At 67.2% G+C, this 12,904-nt stretch carries 13 protein-coding genes; 7 read left to right on the top strand and 6 right to left on the bottom strand.

Features of this window, described 5'->3' with window-relative positions; genetic code table 11:
- Positions 1-256: 256 nt before the first annotated feature.
- Positions 257-1,420: an MFS transporter gene (locus HWX22_RS09330; RefSeq protein WP_175915476.1), complete on the top strand. Its 1,164-nt coding sequence runs from the start codon at positions 257-259 to the stop codon at positions 1,418-1,420.
- 23 nt (positions 1,421-1,443) lie between these two features.
- Here the strand turns inward: HWX22_RS09330 and HWX22_RS09325 are convergent, their stop codons facing one another.
- The 6 genes from HWX22_RS09325 to HWX22_RS09300 all read right to left on the bottom strand — a co-directional run bounded on the left by HWX22_RS09325 (position 1,444) and on the right by HWX22_RS09300 (position 5,905).
- Complete coding sequence (locus HWX22_RS09325; protein WP_059690174.1) at positions 1,444-1,692, bottom strand: hypothetical protein; 249 nt, start codon at positions 1,690-1,692, stop codon at positions 1,444-1,446.
- 230 nt (positions 1,693-1,922) lie between these two features.
- Positions 1,923-2,453, bottom strand: a complete 531-nt coding sequence (locus HWX22_RS09320; protein ID WP_175915475.1) for a transferase hexapeptide repeat family protein — start codon at positions 2,451-2,453, stop codon at positions 1,923-1,925.
- 3 nt (positions 2,454-2,456) lie between these two features.
- Positions 2,457-3,407 carry an FAD-binding protein gene (locus tag HWX22_RS09315; protein ID WP_175915474.1) on the bottom strand — a complete coding sequence of 317 codons (951 nt, stop codon included), beginning with the start codon at positions 3,405-3,407 and terminating at the stop codon, positions 2,457-2,459.
- Positions 3,408-3,423: 16 nt separating this feature from the next.
- Positions 3,424-4,173: an electron transfer flavoprotein subunit beta/FixA family protein gene (locus HWX22_RS09310; protein ID WP_175915473.1), complete on the bottom strand. Its 750-nt coding sequence runs from the start codon at positions 4,171-4,173 to the stop codon at positions 3,424-3,426.
- A gap of 35 nt (positions 4,174-4,208) precedes the next feature.
- Positions 4,209-4,997 carry a glucose 1-dehydrogenase gene (locus HWX22_RS09305; RefSeq protein ID WP_175915472.1) on the bottom strand — a complete coding sequence of 263 codons (789 nt, stop codon included), beginning with the start codon at positions 4,995-4,997 and terminating at the stop codon, positions 4,209-4,211.
- Between the two features lie 62 nt (positions 4,998-5,059).
- On the bottom strand, positions 5,060-5,905 hold the full coding sequence (locus HWX22_RS09300; RefSeq protein WP_175915471.1) for an alpha/beta fold hydrolase: 846 nt from the start codon (positions 5,903-5,905) through the stop codon (positions 5,060-5,062).
- Positions 5,906-6,043: 138 nt separating this feature from the next.
- On the opposite strand from HWX22_RS09300, the gene HWX22_RS09295 reads away from it, so the two are divergent.
- The 6 genes from HWX22_RS09295 to dmpG all read left to right on the top strand — a co-directional run bounded on the left by HWX22_RS09295 (position 6,044) and on the right by dmpG (position 12,804).
- Complete coding sequence (locus HWX22_RS09295) at positions 6,044-6,823, top strand: SDR family oxidoreductase (RefSeq protein WP_175915470.1); 780 nt, start codon at positions 6,044-6,046, stop codon at positions 6,821-6,823.
- Positions 6,824-6,972: 149 nt separating this feature from the next.
- On the top strand, positions 6,973-8,538 hold the full coding sequence (locus tag HWX22_RS09290) for a DUF1302 family protein (RefSeq protein ID WP_175909992.1): 1,566 nt from the start codon (positions 6,973-6,975) through the stop codon (positions 8,536-8,538).
- A 41-nt stretch (positions 8,539-8,579) separates the two neighbouring features.
- Positions 8,580-9,962: a DUF1329 domain-containing protein gene (locus tag HWX22_RS09285; protein ID WP_059691327.1), complete on the top strand. Its 1,383-nt coding sequence runs from the start codon at positions 8,580-8,582 to the stop codon at positions 9,960-9,962.
- Between the two features lie 98 nt (positions 9,963-10,060).
- Complete coding sequence (dmpE, locus tag HWX22_RS09280) at positions 10,061-10,843, top strand: 2-oxopent-4-enoate hydratase (protein WP_059697650.1); 783 nt, start codon at positions 10,061-10,063, stop codon at positions 10,841-10,843.
- Between the two features lie 13 nt (positions 10,844-10,856).
- Positions 10,857-11,756: an acetaldehyde dehydrogenase (acetylating) gene (locus HWX22_RS09275; RefSeq protein WP_175915469.1), complete on the top strand. Its 900-nt coding sequence runs from the start codon at positions 10,857-10,859 to the stop codon at positions 11,754-11,756.
- Between the two features lie 16 nt (positions 11,757-11,772).
- Complete coding sequence (dmpG, locus tag HWX22_RS09270; RefSeq protein ID WP_059537761.1) at positions 11,773-12,804, top strand: 4-hydroxy-2-oxovalerate aldolase; 1,032 nt, start codon at positions 11,773-11,775, stop codon at positions 12,802-12,804.
- Positions 12,805-12,904 lie beyond the last annotated feature (100 nt).

Below are 12,904 nucleotides of genomic sequence, written 5' to 3'. Positions count from 1 at the left end.
ACGAGCGAGGTAAACGCCGCCGGCGGCGTCGTGCGACGACGCTGATCGGACGAATGCGTTGTCGTCGTGCGGCGCCTCCGGGCGCGGGCCGCACCGCCCGAGACGGCGCGTCCGGTGGACCATGTTCGAGCCACGTCCGACAAGAGCCGATGGCGCGATCACGTCATCGCAAATGCGGGCATCCCGCATCGGTCCTGGTCCATACTGTCTCGCATTCGACGATTTCTGACCGTCTCTGCCGCCCCGGATGGCTGTCATGCGCGTTCAAACTGCGTTGCTCTTTCTCGTCGGCACCCTGCTCACCGCGGGCGGCTACGGCGCAACCTTCCTGCTGTCGATGCGTTTTCGCGCGATCGGCGGCAGCGATCTCGATACCGGAGCCGCACTGGCCGCCGCGACCGTCGGCACCTTCGCCGGTCTGGCGGTGGTCGGCTGGTTCTCGCGGCAGATCGGCGCCGCGCGGATCGCCGCGCTGTCGTCGCTGTGCATCGGCGCCGGCATCGTCGGCTTCGCACTCGTCGGGCGCGCGCCGGCCGCCGATTTGCCGTCCGGCTTCCTGGTCGGCTTCGGCTGGGGCGCGTTTCACCTGGCCGCGCCGATGTCGCTGGCCGAGCGGACCAGCGGCGCCGCCCGGAACGTGTGGTTCTTCCGCTCGGCGACTTTCCAGATGACGGGGATCGGCGCGTCCCCGGCGTTCGCCTCGTATGCGATGCGCATGCTCCACTGGTCGATCGACGACACGCTTTATGCGGTCGGCGCGCTGTGCGCGCTCGCATCGCTGATGTTCGAAGCGTTCGGTCGCCTGTGTCCGCACCCGCCCGCCGCGGCATCAGGTGGCCGCTGGGTGCGCGAACTCCGGGCCATCTCGCGCACGCGCGCGGCCGCGCCGATCGCGATGATCGCGCTCGGCACCTGCGTGTTCTCCGGCCTGATGACGTTCCAGATGTCGTTCATGCAAGGCACGCAGGCGCGCGCCGGCACATTCTTCAGCCTTTACACGATGACGGTGCTGAGTGCGCGCTGGCTGCTTGGGAAATGGGTCAGGATGGCGCGCCCCGAAACCGCGACCAAGGGGTTGCTCATGATGATGATGCTCGGTGCGCTCGCCATGTTCGGCGCCGCCCAGCATGCATCGCTACAGGCCGTCGCGGCCGTGCTGCTCGGCGCCGGCTACGGGCTCATGTATCCGGTCATCCAGGCGCAGGCGCTCAACGATTGCGCGGATACACAACGGCATGGCGTGCTGACGTGGTTCGTCGCGTCGTATTTCATCGGCACGTTCGGCTTTCCGTCGGTCGGCGGCTGGGTCATGGTGCATGCCGGCAAGGGCGCGTTGCTGATGCTCATCGCGAGCTGTGGTCTCGCGGCGCTGTCGCTCGCGTTCCTGCACGACCGGCCGGCGCCGGTGCGCACGCAATAGGCGGCTGCGCGACGCCCGCTCGGCTAACCGGGTTTCTTCGGCGCGCGGGCAACGGCGAACCACCCCATCACCGCGCCCGCGACCCACGCGCAGGTCAGCAGCAGGTCGAGGTCCATCATTCCTTCGAAATTCGCACTGTTCTCGAAGCTGCAATGCCGGCTGCCGAGGAACGCGATGCAACCGCTGGCGACCCACTGGACGTGCATGAATATGTGATAGACGGCGAAAGCCGAAGCGATGATGGCGACGCGCAGGCGTGTGGTCGTTTTCATTCGGCGCCGGAGGCGGAGGGATGGTCTGACGCCGATCTTAAGACAACGACGCCGCATCAGGCAATCGATCCCGCGCGAACGTCACGACCGGCACGCGCGAAGGCGAATCGCCATCCGAACAAACCCCGAGAAAAACCGTCGCATCGTGCACGGAGCCGCAGTATTCACGCCACCCGACGACGGCTTTCTCGCCGGCAAGCATCCGCCGCCGGATCGATGACGCGCATCGCCTACGCGCCGTCGATCTGCTTGAGCGTCCTCAAGCAATCCACCGCGAGCTGCTGATAGACCCGCGTGCCGGTCGCCTTCGCGTCGATCTCCGCGGCGCTCAACCGCCGCACCACGCGCCCGGGCACGCCGGCGAGCAGCACGCCGCGCGGCACGACGTAGCCGGCCTTCACGAACGCGCAGGCCGCGACGATCGTCGTCGCGCCGATCGTCGCGCCGTCCATCACGACCGCGTTCATCCCGATCATCGTGTCCGGCTCGAGCGTCGCGCCGTGCACGATCGCGCCGTGGCCGATGTGGCTGTTCACGCCGAGCCGGCACGTCTCGCCGATGCCGACGTGCAGCACGCAGCCGTCCTGCACGTTGCTGCCGTCATCGACGACGATCGCGCCGAAGTCGCCGCGCAGGCTTGCATGCGGGCCGATGTAGCAGCCCGCGCCGATCGTCACGTCGCCGATCACGACCGCGCTCGGATGAACGTACGCGGACGGATCGACGCGAGGCCGCATGCCGTTGAATTCGAACAGCGGCATCGCTCAGAGCGCCGCGGCCGCTTCGGGAACGAGCGCGAACAGATCGCCGACGAGGCCGTAGTCGGCCACGCTGAAGATCGGCGCTTCGGGATCCTTGTTGATCGCGACGATCACCTTCGAATCCTTCATGCCAGCCAGATGCTGGATCGCGCCCGAGATGCCGACCGCGATGTACAGCTGCGGCGCGACGATCTTGCCGGTCTGGCCGACCTGGTAGTCGTTCGGCACGTAGCCGGCATCGACTGCCGCGCGCGATGCGCCCAGCGCTGCCGACAGCTTGTCGGCCAGCGGCTCCAGCACCTTCGTGTAGTTTTCGCCGCTGCCCAGGCCGCGGCCACCCGACACGATGATGCTCGCCGACGTCAGCTCCGGACGATCCAGCTTCGTCACTTCACGGCTCACGAACTGCGATTTGCCTGCATCGGCCGCCGCTTCGATCTTCTCGACCGCCGCGCTGCCGCCTTCCGCTGCAACCGGATCGAAACCGGTCGTACGCACCGTGATCACCTTGATCGGATCGCTCGACTGCACCGTCGCGATCGCGTTGCCCGCGTAGATCGGGCGCTCGAACGTGTCGGCACTGTCAACAGCCGTGATGTCGGAGATCTGCGCGACGTCCAGCTTCGCGGCGATGCGTGGCGCGACGTTCTTGCCGTAGGCAGTTGCCGGCGCGAGGATGTGCGAGTAATTCTCCGCGATGGTCATCACCGTCGCTTCGACGTTCTCGGCGAGACCGTCGGCAAGCTGCGGCGCGTCGGCCAGCAGCACCTTCGACACGCCTGCAATCTTCGCTGCCGCATCGGCCGCGCCCTGCGCGTTGTGCCCCGCGACCAACACGTGAATGTCGCCGCCAATCTTCGCAGCAGCCGCCACCGTATTCAACGTCGCGGCCTTGATCGGCGAAGCGCCGCCTGCCGATGCCGCGTCGTGCTCGGCGATTACCAGAATCGTCATTTCTTTCCGCTCCCTCTTACAGCACCTTGGCTTCGGTCTTCAGCCTCTCGACCAGCGTCTTCACGTCCGGCACCTTCACGCCGGCCGCGCGCTTCGGCGGCTCGGCCACCTTCAGCGTCTTCAGACGCGGCGCGACGTCCACGCCCAGGTCTTCCGGCTTCACCGTTTCCAGCGGCTTCTTCTTCGCCTTCATGATGTTCGGCAGCGTCACATAACGCGGCTCGTTCAGGCGCAGGTCCGTAGTGACGACTGCCGGCAGTTGCAGCGACAGCGTTTCCGCGCCACCGTCGACTTCACGGGCGACCGTGGCACGGCCATCGGCGATCGTGACCTTCGACGCGAACGTCGCTTGCGGCAGGCCTGCCAGCGCGGCCAGCATCTGGCCCGTCTGGTTCGAATCGTCGTCGATCGCCTGCTTGCCGAGAATGACGAGTTGCGGCTGTTCCTTGTCGACCAGCGCCTTCAGGATCTTCGCGACGGCCAGCGGCTCGACGCTGTCGTTCGACTCGACGAGGATCGCGCGATCGGCACCGATCGCCAGCGCCGTGCGCAGCGCTTCCTGCGCTTGCGTCACACCGACCGACACCGCGATCACCTCCGCCACGACCCCGGCCTCCTTCAATCGCACGGCCTCTTCCACCGCGATCTCGTCGAACGGATTCATCGACATCTTCACGTTCGCGATGTCGACGCCGGTGCGGTCGGACTTCACGCCGACCTTCACGTTCGCGTCGACCACGCGCTTCACTGCCACGAGCGCTTTCAACTGCCTGTCTCCTGTTTCGTTTCGATCGCCGCGCGTCAGCGCGCGGTGTATCCACCGTCGATCACCAGCTCCGCACCCGTCACGTAGCGCCCCGCCGGCGACACGAGATACAGGATGCCGGCCGCGATGTCGCGCGGGCTGCCGATCTTCGCCATCGGCACGTGCGTCTGCATGTACTCGAACGCGCGGTCCGGATCCTGGCCCATCTGGCGGAATGCGTCCTCGAGCATCGGCGTGCGGATATAGCCCGGATGCACCGAGTTCGCGCGGATGTTCTTCGTCGCATACAGCATCGCGTCGACCTTCGCCATCATCCGCACCGCCGCCTTCGACGCGTGATACGCGGGCACGTCGGGACCGCCGACGATCCCGTACATCGACGACAGGTTCACGATCGAGCCGCCGCCGGCCGCCTCGATGTGCGGAATCGCGGCGCGCGTGCACAGGAACACGCCGTTGACGTTCACGTCCTGCACGCGCTGCCATTGCGCGAGCGTGAGTTCGTGCGTCGGCACGTTGTGCCCTTCGATGCCCGCGTTGTTCACGAGCACGTCGAGACGCCCGAAGCGCGCGACGATCTCGTCGAACACGCGCGCCACGTCGGCCTCGCGCGTCACGTCGAGCGACCAGAACGCGGCCTGGCCGCCTTGCGCGCGGATCTCCTCGACGAGTGCTTCCGCCGGTTGCGACAGCACGTCGAGGATCGCGATGCTCGCGCCGGCCGCGGCCAGCGTGCGTGCCGTTTCCGCGCCGATGCCGCGCGCGCCGCCGGTGATCGCGGCCACCTTGCCGCGCAGGTCGAACAGGTCTTCGATGAGTTTCATTGTGTCTCCGTGTAGTCAGGCGAACCGGCCTCGAACGGGCCGGTCATCAGGGGCATCGGGCGTTATCGTGAGGCGGCCGCGGCAGGCGCCGCCAGGAAATCAAGACATTCGCGATTGAAATACGCCGCGTGTTCCACCATGACCCAGTGGCCGCAACGGTTCAGCAGCACGAAGCGCGCGTCGCGGCAGCGTTCGAGGAACGTCAGCGCGCCGCCGACCGGATTGAAGCGATCGTCCGTGCCCCAGAAGCCGAGCACCGGGCAGCGCAGGTCGCCGAGCGCCCCCGTCAGATTCGGCACGCTCATCGTCGACAGCACTTCGGTCGGCTGCTCGACGCACACCTTCATCCGCTCGGCGACGAGCGCGTCGGTGACGATTGCCGAATCGTGCACCAGCAGCGTCAGCAGCTCGCGCATGGTGTCGTCATTCATCTGGCGATTGGTGAACAGCTTCACCATTCGCTGGATCCCTTCCATCCGGAAATAGGTGTCGCGATCCTCGACGCCGCCCGGCGCCATCATGATCAGCCCGTCGACTTCGTCGGGATAATCGAGCGCATATTTCAGCGCGATCGCGCCGCCCAGCGAATTGCCGAGCAGCGCGGCCGGCCCGATGCCGAGCGCGGACAGCTGCGCGTGCAGCGCATCGACGAAGAAATCGAGCGTATAGGCGACGTCGGACGGCTTCGACGACTGCCCGTAGCCCGGCAGGTCGACGACGATCGCGCGATGGCCCGCGGCCGCGAATGCCGGGTAGTTGTGCTTGAAGTTGCTGAAGCCGCTGGCGCCCGGGCCGCTGCCGTGGATGAACACCACCGGGCGGCCGTCGCCCGCCTCGAAGTGATGCAGGCGCAGGCCGCCCGGTACGTCGGTGAAGATGCCGGCCGGCGGCGTCGTGGGGGTCGTCATCGCGGGTTGTCTCCTTCGTCGGTCGATGGATGCCTGCCACGATGATTGCGCCGCCGGCGCCGGCCGGCATCATCCTTTCAGACTACGAAACCGCGCGCGCTTGTTCCTATCATCGGGCCACCGAAACGGAGGCAGACGATGAACGGATTCGACTACAGCGGCAGGACGGTGCTCGTGACGGGCGGCACCAAGGGCATCGGGCGGCGCATCGCCGAGCGATTTCTCGCGGCGGGCGCGCGCGTGTTCGTGTGCGGGCGCAGCGCGCCCGACACGCCGCCCTCAGGCGGCGGCCGCACGGCCACCTTCATTGCGGCCGACCTGCGCGACATCGAGCAGGTCGACGCGATGCTCGCGACGATCCGCGACGCCACCGGCTGCCTCGACGTGCTGGTCAACAACGCGGGCGGCTCGCCGTTCGTGCTCGCGGCCGACGCGTCGCCGCGCTTCACCGAATCGATCGTGCGGCTGAACCTGATCGCGCCGCTGCAGCTCGCACAGCGCGTGAACGCAATCATGCAGCCGCAACCGCACGGAGGCGTAATGCTGTTCATCGCGAGCGTCAGCGCATCGCGTCCCTCGCCCGGCACCGCCGCCTATGGCGCCGCGAAGGCGGGCCTCGTCAACGCGGTCACGTCGCTCGCGGTCGAATGGGCGCCGCGCGTGCGCGTGTGCGCGATCAGCCCGAGCCTCGTGCAGACGGAATCCGCAACCGAAGGCCACTACGGCGACGACGCCGCGCTCGACGCGATCCGCGCGACGATTCCCGCCGGTCGGCTCGCGACGCCCGACGACGTCGCGTCGGCGTGCCTGTTCCTCGCGTCGCCCGATGCGTCGTACGCATCGGGCGCGAACCTGCGGCTCGACGGGGGCGGCGAACGGCCGGCGTTCCTCGCGGCGGCAAAAGCGGAACCACGCTGACGAGCGAACGCGACCGGCGCGCCCCGATCGTTTCCAGTCCTAGGGAAGTCATCTAGTTCATTTCGACGATTCCCTGCTACCGCGATCTCCCTACTCTGCCTCTCACGACAACCACAGTCGACCGTCGTCGATACCCCAGAGGAGACACCATGCATCAACGGATTTCGCGCCGTACCGACAAGCGGGCCACCGCCACGCTGTCGACGCTGGCCGCCGCGCTGCTGACGTGCGCCGTTCCCAACGCGCACGCAGGCAGCACGATCGAGCTTGGCGCCGACACGACGCTGGACTACACGTTCACGCTGAGTTACGGCCTCGGCATGCGCACGCGTGCGCCGAGCGGCAATCTGCTGACGCCCGCGAACATCAATGGCGACGACGGCGATCGCAACTTCGCGAAGAACAAGCTGATCGAGAATCAGGTCAGCCTGCTCGGCGAAGTGAACCTGAAGCACGACGACTGGGGTGTGTTCGTCCGCGCGAGCACGTTCTACGATCAGGCCTATCACCGCCCGAACTACAACGACGCGCCGGGCACCGTGAACCAGTCGGGCCAGTACAACAACTTCACGAGCGATGCCCGCTACTGGTCGGGCGGCCATACGACGCTGCTCGCCGCCTACGCTTACAACACCTTCAAGATCGGCGCGACGAGCCTGAACGTGAAGGTCGGCGACCAGGTGGTCGCCTGGGGCGAAAGCCTGTTCTTCCCGAACATCGCGGGCGCGCAAGGCCCGGCCGACGCCACCAAGTCCTATGTCGCGGGCGCTCAGGTGAAGGACATCCTGCTGCCCGTGCCGCAGATCTCGACGCAGTGGCAGATCACGCCGAACTTCAGCCTGCTCGGCTACTACCAGTTCTCGTTCCAGCAGAACCGCCTGACCGCGCCCGGCACGTACTGGAGCTATTCGGACGTGGTCGGCCCGGGCGCGCAGTTCATCATCGGCCCGGGCGGGATGATCATTCCGCGCGGCGCCGACGAAAAGCCGAGCGCGCACAACCAGTGGGGTATCGGCGCACGCCTGCGCGTGTTCGGCGATACCGAGCTCGGCGTGTATCACCTGCATTACAACGACATGAACCCGAGCGTTGTCACGTCGTTCTATCCCGTGCTCCAGTACCGGCAGACCTATTTCAACAACATCAAGCTGACCGGCGCGAGCTTCTCGACGCAGGTCGGTCCGGTCAACGTCGCGGGCGAGGCGTCATACCGCCAGGGCGCGGCCGTGCTCGTCAACACGCCGACCGGCGCGCAGGCGACGCGCGCGAACGTCACGCAGCTCAACCTGTCCGGCATCTACTCGATCGGGCCGAGCTTCCTCGCGAATTCGCAGTCGCTGGTCGGTGAAATCACGTACGTGCACGCGGGCGGCATCTCGGCCGTCGACGGCTCGACCACCCTCACGAACTCGCGCAACGCGCTCGCCCTCGAGCTGGCCTGGACGCTCAGCTACAAGAACGTGTTCAACGGCTGGGATCTCGACGTGCCGCTCACGTACACGCACGACCTGGCGGGTACGTCGCCGCTGGCCGGCGCGCTCGGCTCGCTCACGGGCCAGGGCGACCACCGCGTGACCGCCGGCGTCACGTTCACGCGCCTGAGCAACCTGTCGCTGTCGCTCGTCTACGCGAAGTTCCTCGGTTCGCCGAATCCCGTCACGCGTCCGCTCGCCGATCGGGACTACGTGCTGGCCACGGCGACCTACCACTTCTGAGCGGCTCGGCCGCTCGTCACTCAGCAAGAAGAGGATTTGTCATGAAACGAACTCGTCTCCCCCTCCTGCGCGCGTCGGTGATGGCCGCGTGCGCACTCGTCGCGACGGCGTCGTTCCCGAAGGTCACGCCGGACGACCTGAAGGCGCTCGACGGCCCGCTCACGCCGATGGGCGCGGTGCGCGCCGCGAGCAAGGACAGCGGCGTGCCGGAGTGGTCGGGCAAGTGGCTCGGCACGCCGCCCGACGTGCAGTACAAGCGTGGCGGCCGCTACCCCGATCCGTTCGCGAGCGAGAAGCCGGTCGCGACAATCACCGCGGAGAACATGGCGCAGTACGCGGAGCACCTGACCGACGGCCAGAAGGCGATGTTCAAGCGCTACCCGGCCACGTTCAAGATCAACGTGTACCCGAGCCATCGCGACTTCCGCTACGCGGATTCCGTCTACAAGGACATCCGCACGTACGCGCCCGACTCGACGATGACGTCCGACGCGAACGGGCTGACCAATGCGCCGCCGCAAGTGCCCTACCCGATTCCGAAGACGGCCGCCGAGCTGCTGTGGAACCAGCGCTTCTCGTCGGCGATCGGCACCGAGCAGGCGACCTACGATCAGGCTGTCGTGTACTCCGACGGCAACATCGCGTGGGGCAAGGTGCGCTACGACATCTACTCGCCGCGCAATGTCGGCAAGTACGACGTGAAGAGCGACCTGAACAACCGCACGTTCTACCGCAACGCGACGGAGCTGCCGCTGTCGGACCGCGGCTCGCTGATCGTCGGCTTCACGAACTGGGACAAGGCCGGCGCCGACAACTCGTCGCGCACGTGGATGTACAACCCCGGCACGCGGCGCGTGCGCCAGGCGCCCGAATACGGCTATGACCAGCCGCAAGGCCCCGGCGGCTTCCGCACCGTCGACGACGACCGCCTGTACAACGGCCCCGGCGACCGCTACGACTGGAAGATCGTCGGCAAGCGCGAAATCTACGTGCCGTACGACAACTACAAGGCGATGGACAGCTCGGTCAAGTATGCGGACCTGCTGACCAAGGGCCACGAGAACCCGTCGTACATCCGCTACGAGCTGCATCGCGTATGGGTGCTGCAGGCCACGCTGAAGAGCGGCTATCGCCACCAGTATGCGAAGCGCGTGCTGTACATCGACGAGGATTCGTGGATGACGCTGCTCGCCGACAACTACGACGCCCGCGGCCAGCTGTGGCGCACCAACGTCGCGACGACGCTGTACGCGTACGACGCGAAGACGTTCTACCCCGGCGTCGTGTTCTTCCACGACCTGATCTCCGGCGCGTACATGGCCGACCGCCTGACCAACGAAGGGCCGATGCCGAAACTCGACAGCAGCCCGCAGTTCAGCGAGGCGTACTTCTCGCCGGACGCGATCCGCAGTTCGGGTAACTAAGCATCCGGCGCGGTACGCCCGCGCCCCACGCGCCGGAGCCGCGCTCCGGCGCCCGACGCCGCCCGAAACGGCGGCCTTTTCCATTCGAGGGCCCTTTCATGTCTTCCCGCTTGCATACGACGCTCGGCGACGAGCTGTACGCCGCGTGGCACGCACGCGCACCGGTCGCGCCGCTGTCGAGCCGCCCGCGCCGGCTGTCCCTCGACGATGCCTACCGCATCCAGCAACGCTTCATCGAACGCCGCGTCGAGCGCGGCGAATCGGTGGTCGGCAAGAAGATCGGCGTGACGAGCCAGGCCGTGCAGGACATGCTGAACGTGCGTCAGCCCGATTTCGGCATCCTGCTGTCCGGCATGCACTACGCAGCCGGCGAGGCAATCGCCACCGAATCGCTGATCGCGCCGCGCGCCGAAGGCGAAATCGCGTTCATCCTGGCGCGCGACCTGCGCGGCCCCGGCATCGACCGCACCGACGTGATCGCCGCGACGGCCGCCGTCGCGCCCTGCTTCGAAATCGTCGATTCACGCATCCGCGACTGGGCGATCCGCATCGAGGACACCGTCGCCGACAACGCGTCGTGTGGCGTGTACGTGCTTGGCGATGCGCGCGTCGACCCGCGCACGCTCGACCTCGCCGCGTGCGAGATGACGATCGAGAAGAACGGCGAGCGCGTCGCGCAAGGCCGCGGCGACGCGGCGCTCGGCCATCCCGCCGACGCCGTCGCGTGGCTCGCGAACACCCTCGCCGAATACGACGTGCCGCTGCTTGCCGGCGAGATCGTGCTGTCCGGCTCGCTCGCGAAACTGATTCCGGTCACGGCCGGCGACGCGCTGTCGATGCACATTTCCGGCATCGGCAGTTGCGACGTCCGCTTTATCTAAAGGAACGAACCTGATGAAGAAAATCAAATGCGCAGTGATCGGGCCCGGCAACATCGGCACCGACCTGCTGTACAAGCTGCGCCGCTCGACGGTGCTCGAGCCCGTATGGATGGTCGGCGTCGACCCGGCATCCGACGGCCTCGCGCGTGCCCGCGAATTCGGCCTGAAGACCACCGACCAGGGTGTCGACGGGCTGCTGCCGCACGTCGCCGCCGACGACATCCGTATCGCATTCGACGCGACCTCCGCGTACGTGCACCGCGACAACTCCGACAAGCTCACCGCGCTCGGCGTGAAGATGATCGACCTGACGCCGGCCGCGATCGGGCCGTATTGCGTGCCGCCGGTGAACCTCGACGCGCACCTCGACAGCGCGCAGATGAACGTCAACATGGTGACCTGCGGCGGGCAGGCGACGATCCCGATGGTGTACGCGGTGTCGCGCGTGCAGCCGGTCGCGTACGGCGAGATCGTCGCAACGGTATCGTCGCGCTCGGTCGGCCCCGGCACGCGCAAGAACATCGACGAATTCACGCGCACGACGTCCGGCGCGATCGAACAGGTCGGCGGCGCACGCAAGGGCAAGGCGATCATCGTGATCAATCCGGCCGAACCGCCGCTGATCATGCGCGACACGATCCACTGCCTGACCGACGGCCCGCCCGACGTCGATGCGATCACCGCGTCGGTGCATGCGATGGTCAAGGAAGTGCAGCGCTACGTGCCCGGCTACACGCTGAAGAACGGCCCGGTGTTCGACGGCAACCGCGTGTCGGTCTTCATGGAAGTCGAGGGGCTCGGCGACTACCTGCCGAAGTACGCGGGCAACCTCGACATCATGACCGCCGCCGCGGCCGCCACGGCCGAGCGTTTCGCCGAACAGATGCTGGCCGCGACGGCCGCCACCGCTTGAGTCGAGGAGTCACACGATGTCACTTGCAGGCAAGAAGATCACCGTCCACGACATGTCGTTGCGCGACGGGATGCACCCGAAACGTCATCAGATCACGCTCGACCAGATGCGCAACATCGCGCGCGGGCTCGATGCGGCCGGCGTGCCGCTGATCGAGGTCACGCACGGCGACGGGCTCGGCGGCGCATCGGTCAACTACGGTTTTCCCGCGCATACCGACGAGGCGTACCTGAGCGCCGTGATCCCGGAGCTGAAGCAGGCGAAGGTATCGGCGCTGCTGCTGCCGGGCATCGGCACCGTCGAGCACTTGCGCATGGCGCACGAACTCGGCGTCGGCACGATCCGCGTGGCCACGCACTGCACCGAAGCGGACGTGTCGGAACAGCACATCGGCCTGGCGCGCACGCTCGGACTCGATACGGTCGGATTCCTGATGATGGCGCACATGTCGTCGCCCGAGCAGCTCGTCGTGCAGGCGAAGCTGATGGAGTCGTACGGCGCGAACTGCATCTACATCACCGATTCGGCCGGCCACATGCTGCCCGACGACGTGACCGCGCGGATCGGCCAGGTGCGCGCCGCGCTGAAGCCGGAGACGGAACTCGGCTTCCACGGCCACCACAACCTCGCGATGGGCGTCGCGAACTCGGTCGCGGCGGTCGCCGCCGGCGCGAACCGGATCGACGCAGCCGCGGCCGGCCTCGGCGCGGGCGCGGGCAATACGCCGATGGAAGTGTTCGTCGCCGTGTGCGACCGGATGGGGATCGAGACGGGCGTCGACGTGTTCGCGATTTCCGACGTGGCCGAGGATCTCGTCGTGCCGATCATGGACGCGCCGATCCGCCTCGACCGCGATGCACTGACGCTCGGCTATGCGGGCGTCTACTCGTCGTTCCTGCTGTTCGCGAAGCGTGCGGAAGCGAAATACGGGATTCCGGCGCGCGACATCCTCGTCGAACTGGGTCGCCAGCGGCTCGTCGGCGGGCAGGAGGACATGATCGAGGATGCGGCGCTGACGATGGTTCGCGCGCGGGAGGTGGCGGCGTAACCGGCGTGATCGACGATATCGGGCCGCCATCGCCCGATACGTCGGCGAATCTGCGGAACGGGGCGCGATGCGCCCCGTTGCCGTCAGCCGTCACCCACGC

The organism is Burkholderia sp. BCC1638, assembly GCF_902833195.1.
Taxonomy (GTDB): Bacteria; Pseudomonadota; Gammaproteobacteria; order Burkholderiales; family Burkholderiaceae; genus Burkholderia; species Burkholderia diffusa.
Note: the sequence above shows the minus strand (reverse complement) of the source record. Positions and strands in the feature narration are given on the sequence as shown.

What these genes read in the sequence shown, in the direction of transcription:
- HWX22_RS09285 (WP_059691327.1), top strand. Translation starts at nt 8,580, where the DNA reads ATGAAACGAACTCGTCTCCCCCTCCTGCGCGCGTCGGTGATGGCCGCG.
- HWX22_RS09300 (WP_175915471.1), bottom strand. Translation starts at nt 5,905, where the DNA reads ATGACGACCCCCACGACGCCGCCGGCCGGCATCTTCACCGACGTACCG.
- HWX22_RS09325 (WP_059690174.1), bottom strand. Translation starts at nt 1,692, where the DNA reads ATGAAAACGACCACACGCCTGCGCGTCGCCATCATCGCTTCGGCTTTC.
- dmpE (WP_059697650.1), top strand. Translation starts at nt 10,061, where the DNA reads ATGTCTTCCCGCTTGCATACGACGCTCGGCGACGAGCTGTACGCCGCG.
- HWX22_RS09315 (WP_175915474.1), bottom strand. Translation starts at nt 3,407, where the DNA reads ATGACGATTCTGGTAATCGCCGAGCACGACGCGGCATCGGCAGGCGGC.
- HWX22_RS09305 (WP_175915472.1), bottom strand. Translation starts at nt 4,997, where the DNA reads ATGAAACTCATCGAAGACCTGTTCGACCTGCGCGGCAAGGTGGCCGCG.
- HWX22_RS09275 (WP_175915469.1), top strand. Translation starts at nt 10,857, where the DNA reads ATGAAGAAAATCAAATGCGCAGTGATCGGGCCCGGCAACATCGGCACC.
- HWX22_RS09290 (WP_175909992.1), top strand. Translation starts at nt 6,973, where the DNA reads ATGCATCAACGGATTTCGCGCCGTACCGACAAGCGGGCCACCGCCACG.
- HWX22_RS09295 (WP_175915470.1), top strand. Translation starts at nt 6,044, where the DNA reads ATGAACGGATTCGACTACAGCGGCAGGACGGTGCTCGTGACGGGCGGC.
- dmpG (WP_059537761.1), top strand. Translation starts at nt 11,773, where the DNA reads ATGTCACTTGCAGGCAAGAAGATCACCGTCCACGACATGTCGTTGCGC.
- HWX22_RS09320 (WP_175915475.1), bottom strand. Translation starts at nt 2,453, where the DNA reads ATGCCGCTGTTCGAATTCAACGGCATGCGGCCTCGCGTCGATCCGTCC.
- HWX22_RS09330 (WP_175915476.1), top strand. Translation starts at nt 257, where the DNA reads ATGCGCGTTCAAACTGCGTTGCTCTTTCTCGTCGGCACCCTGCTCACC.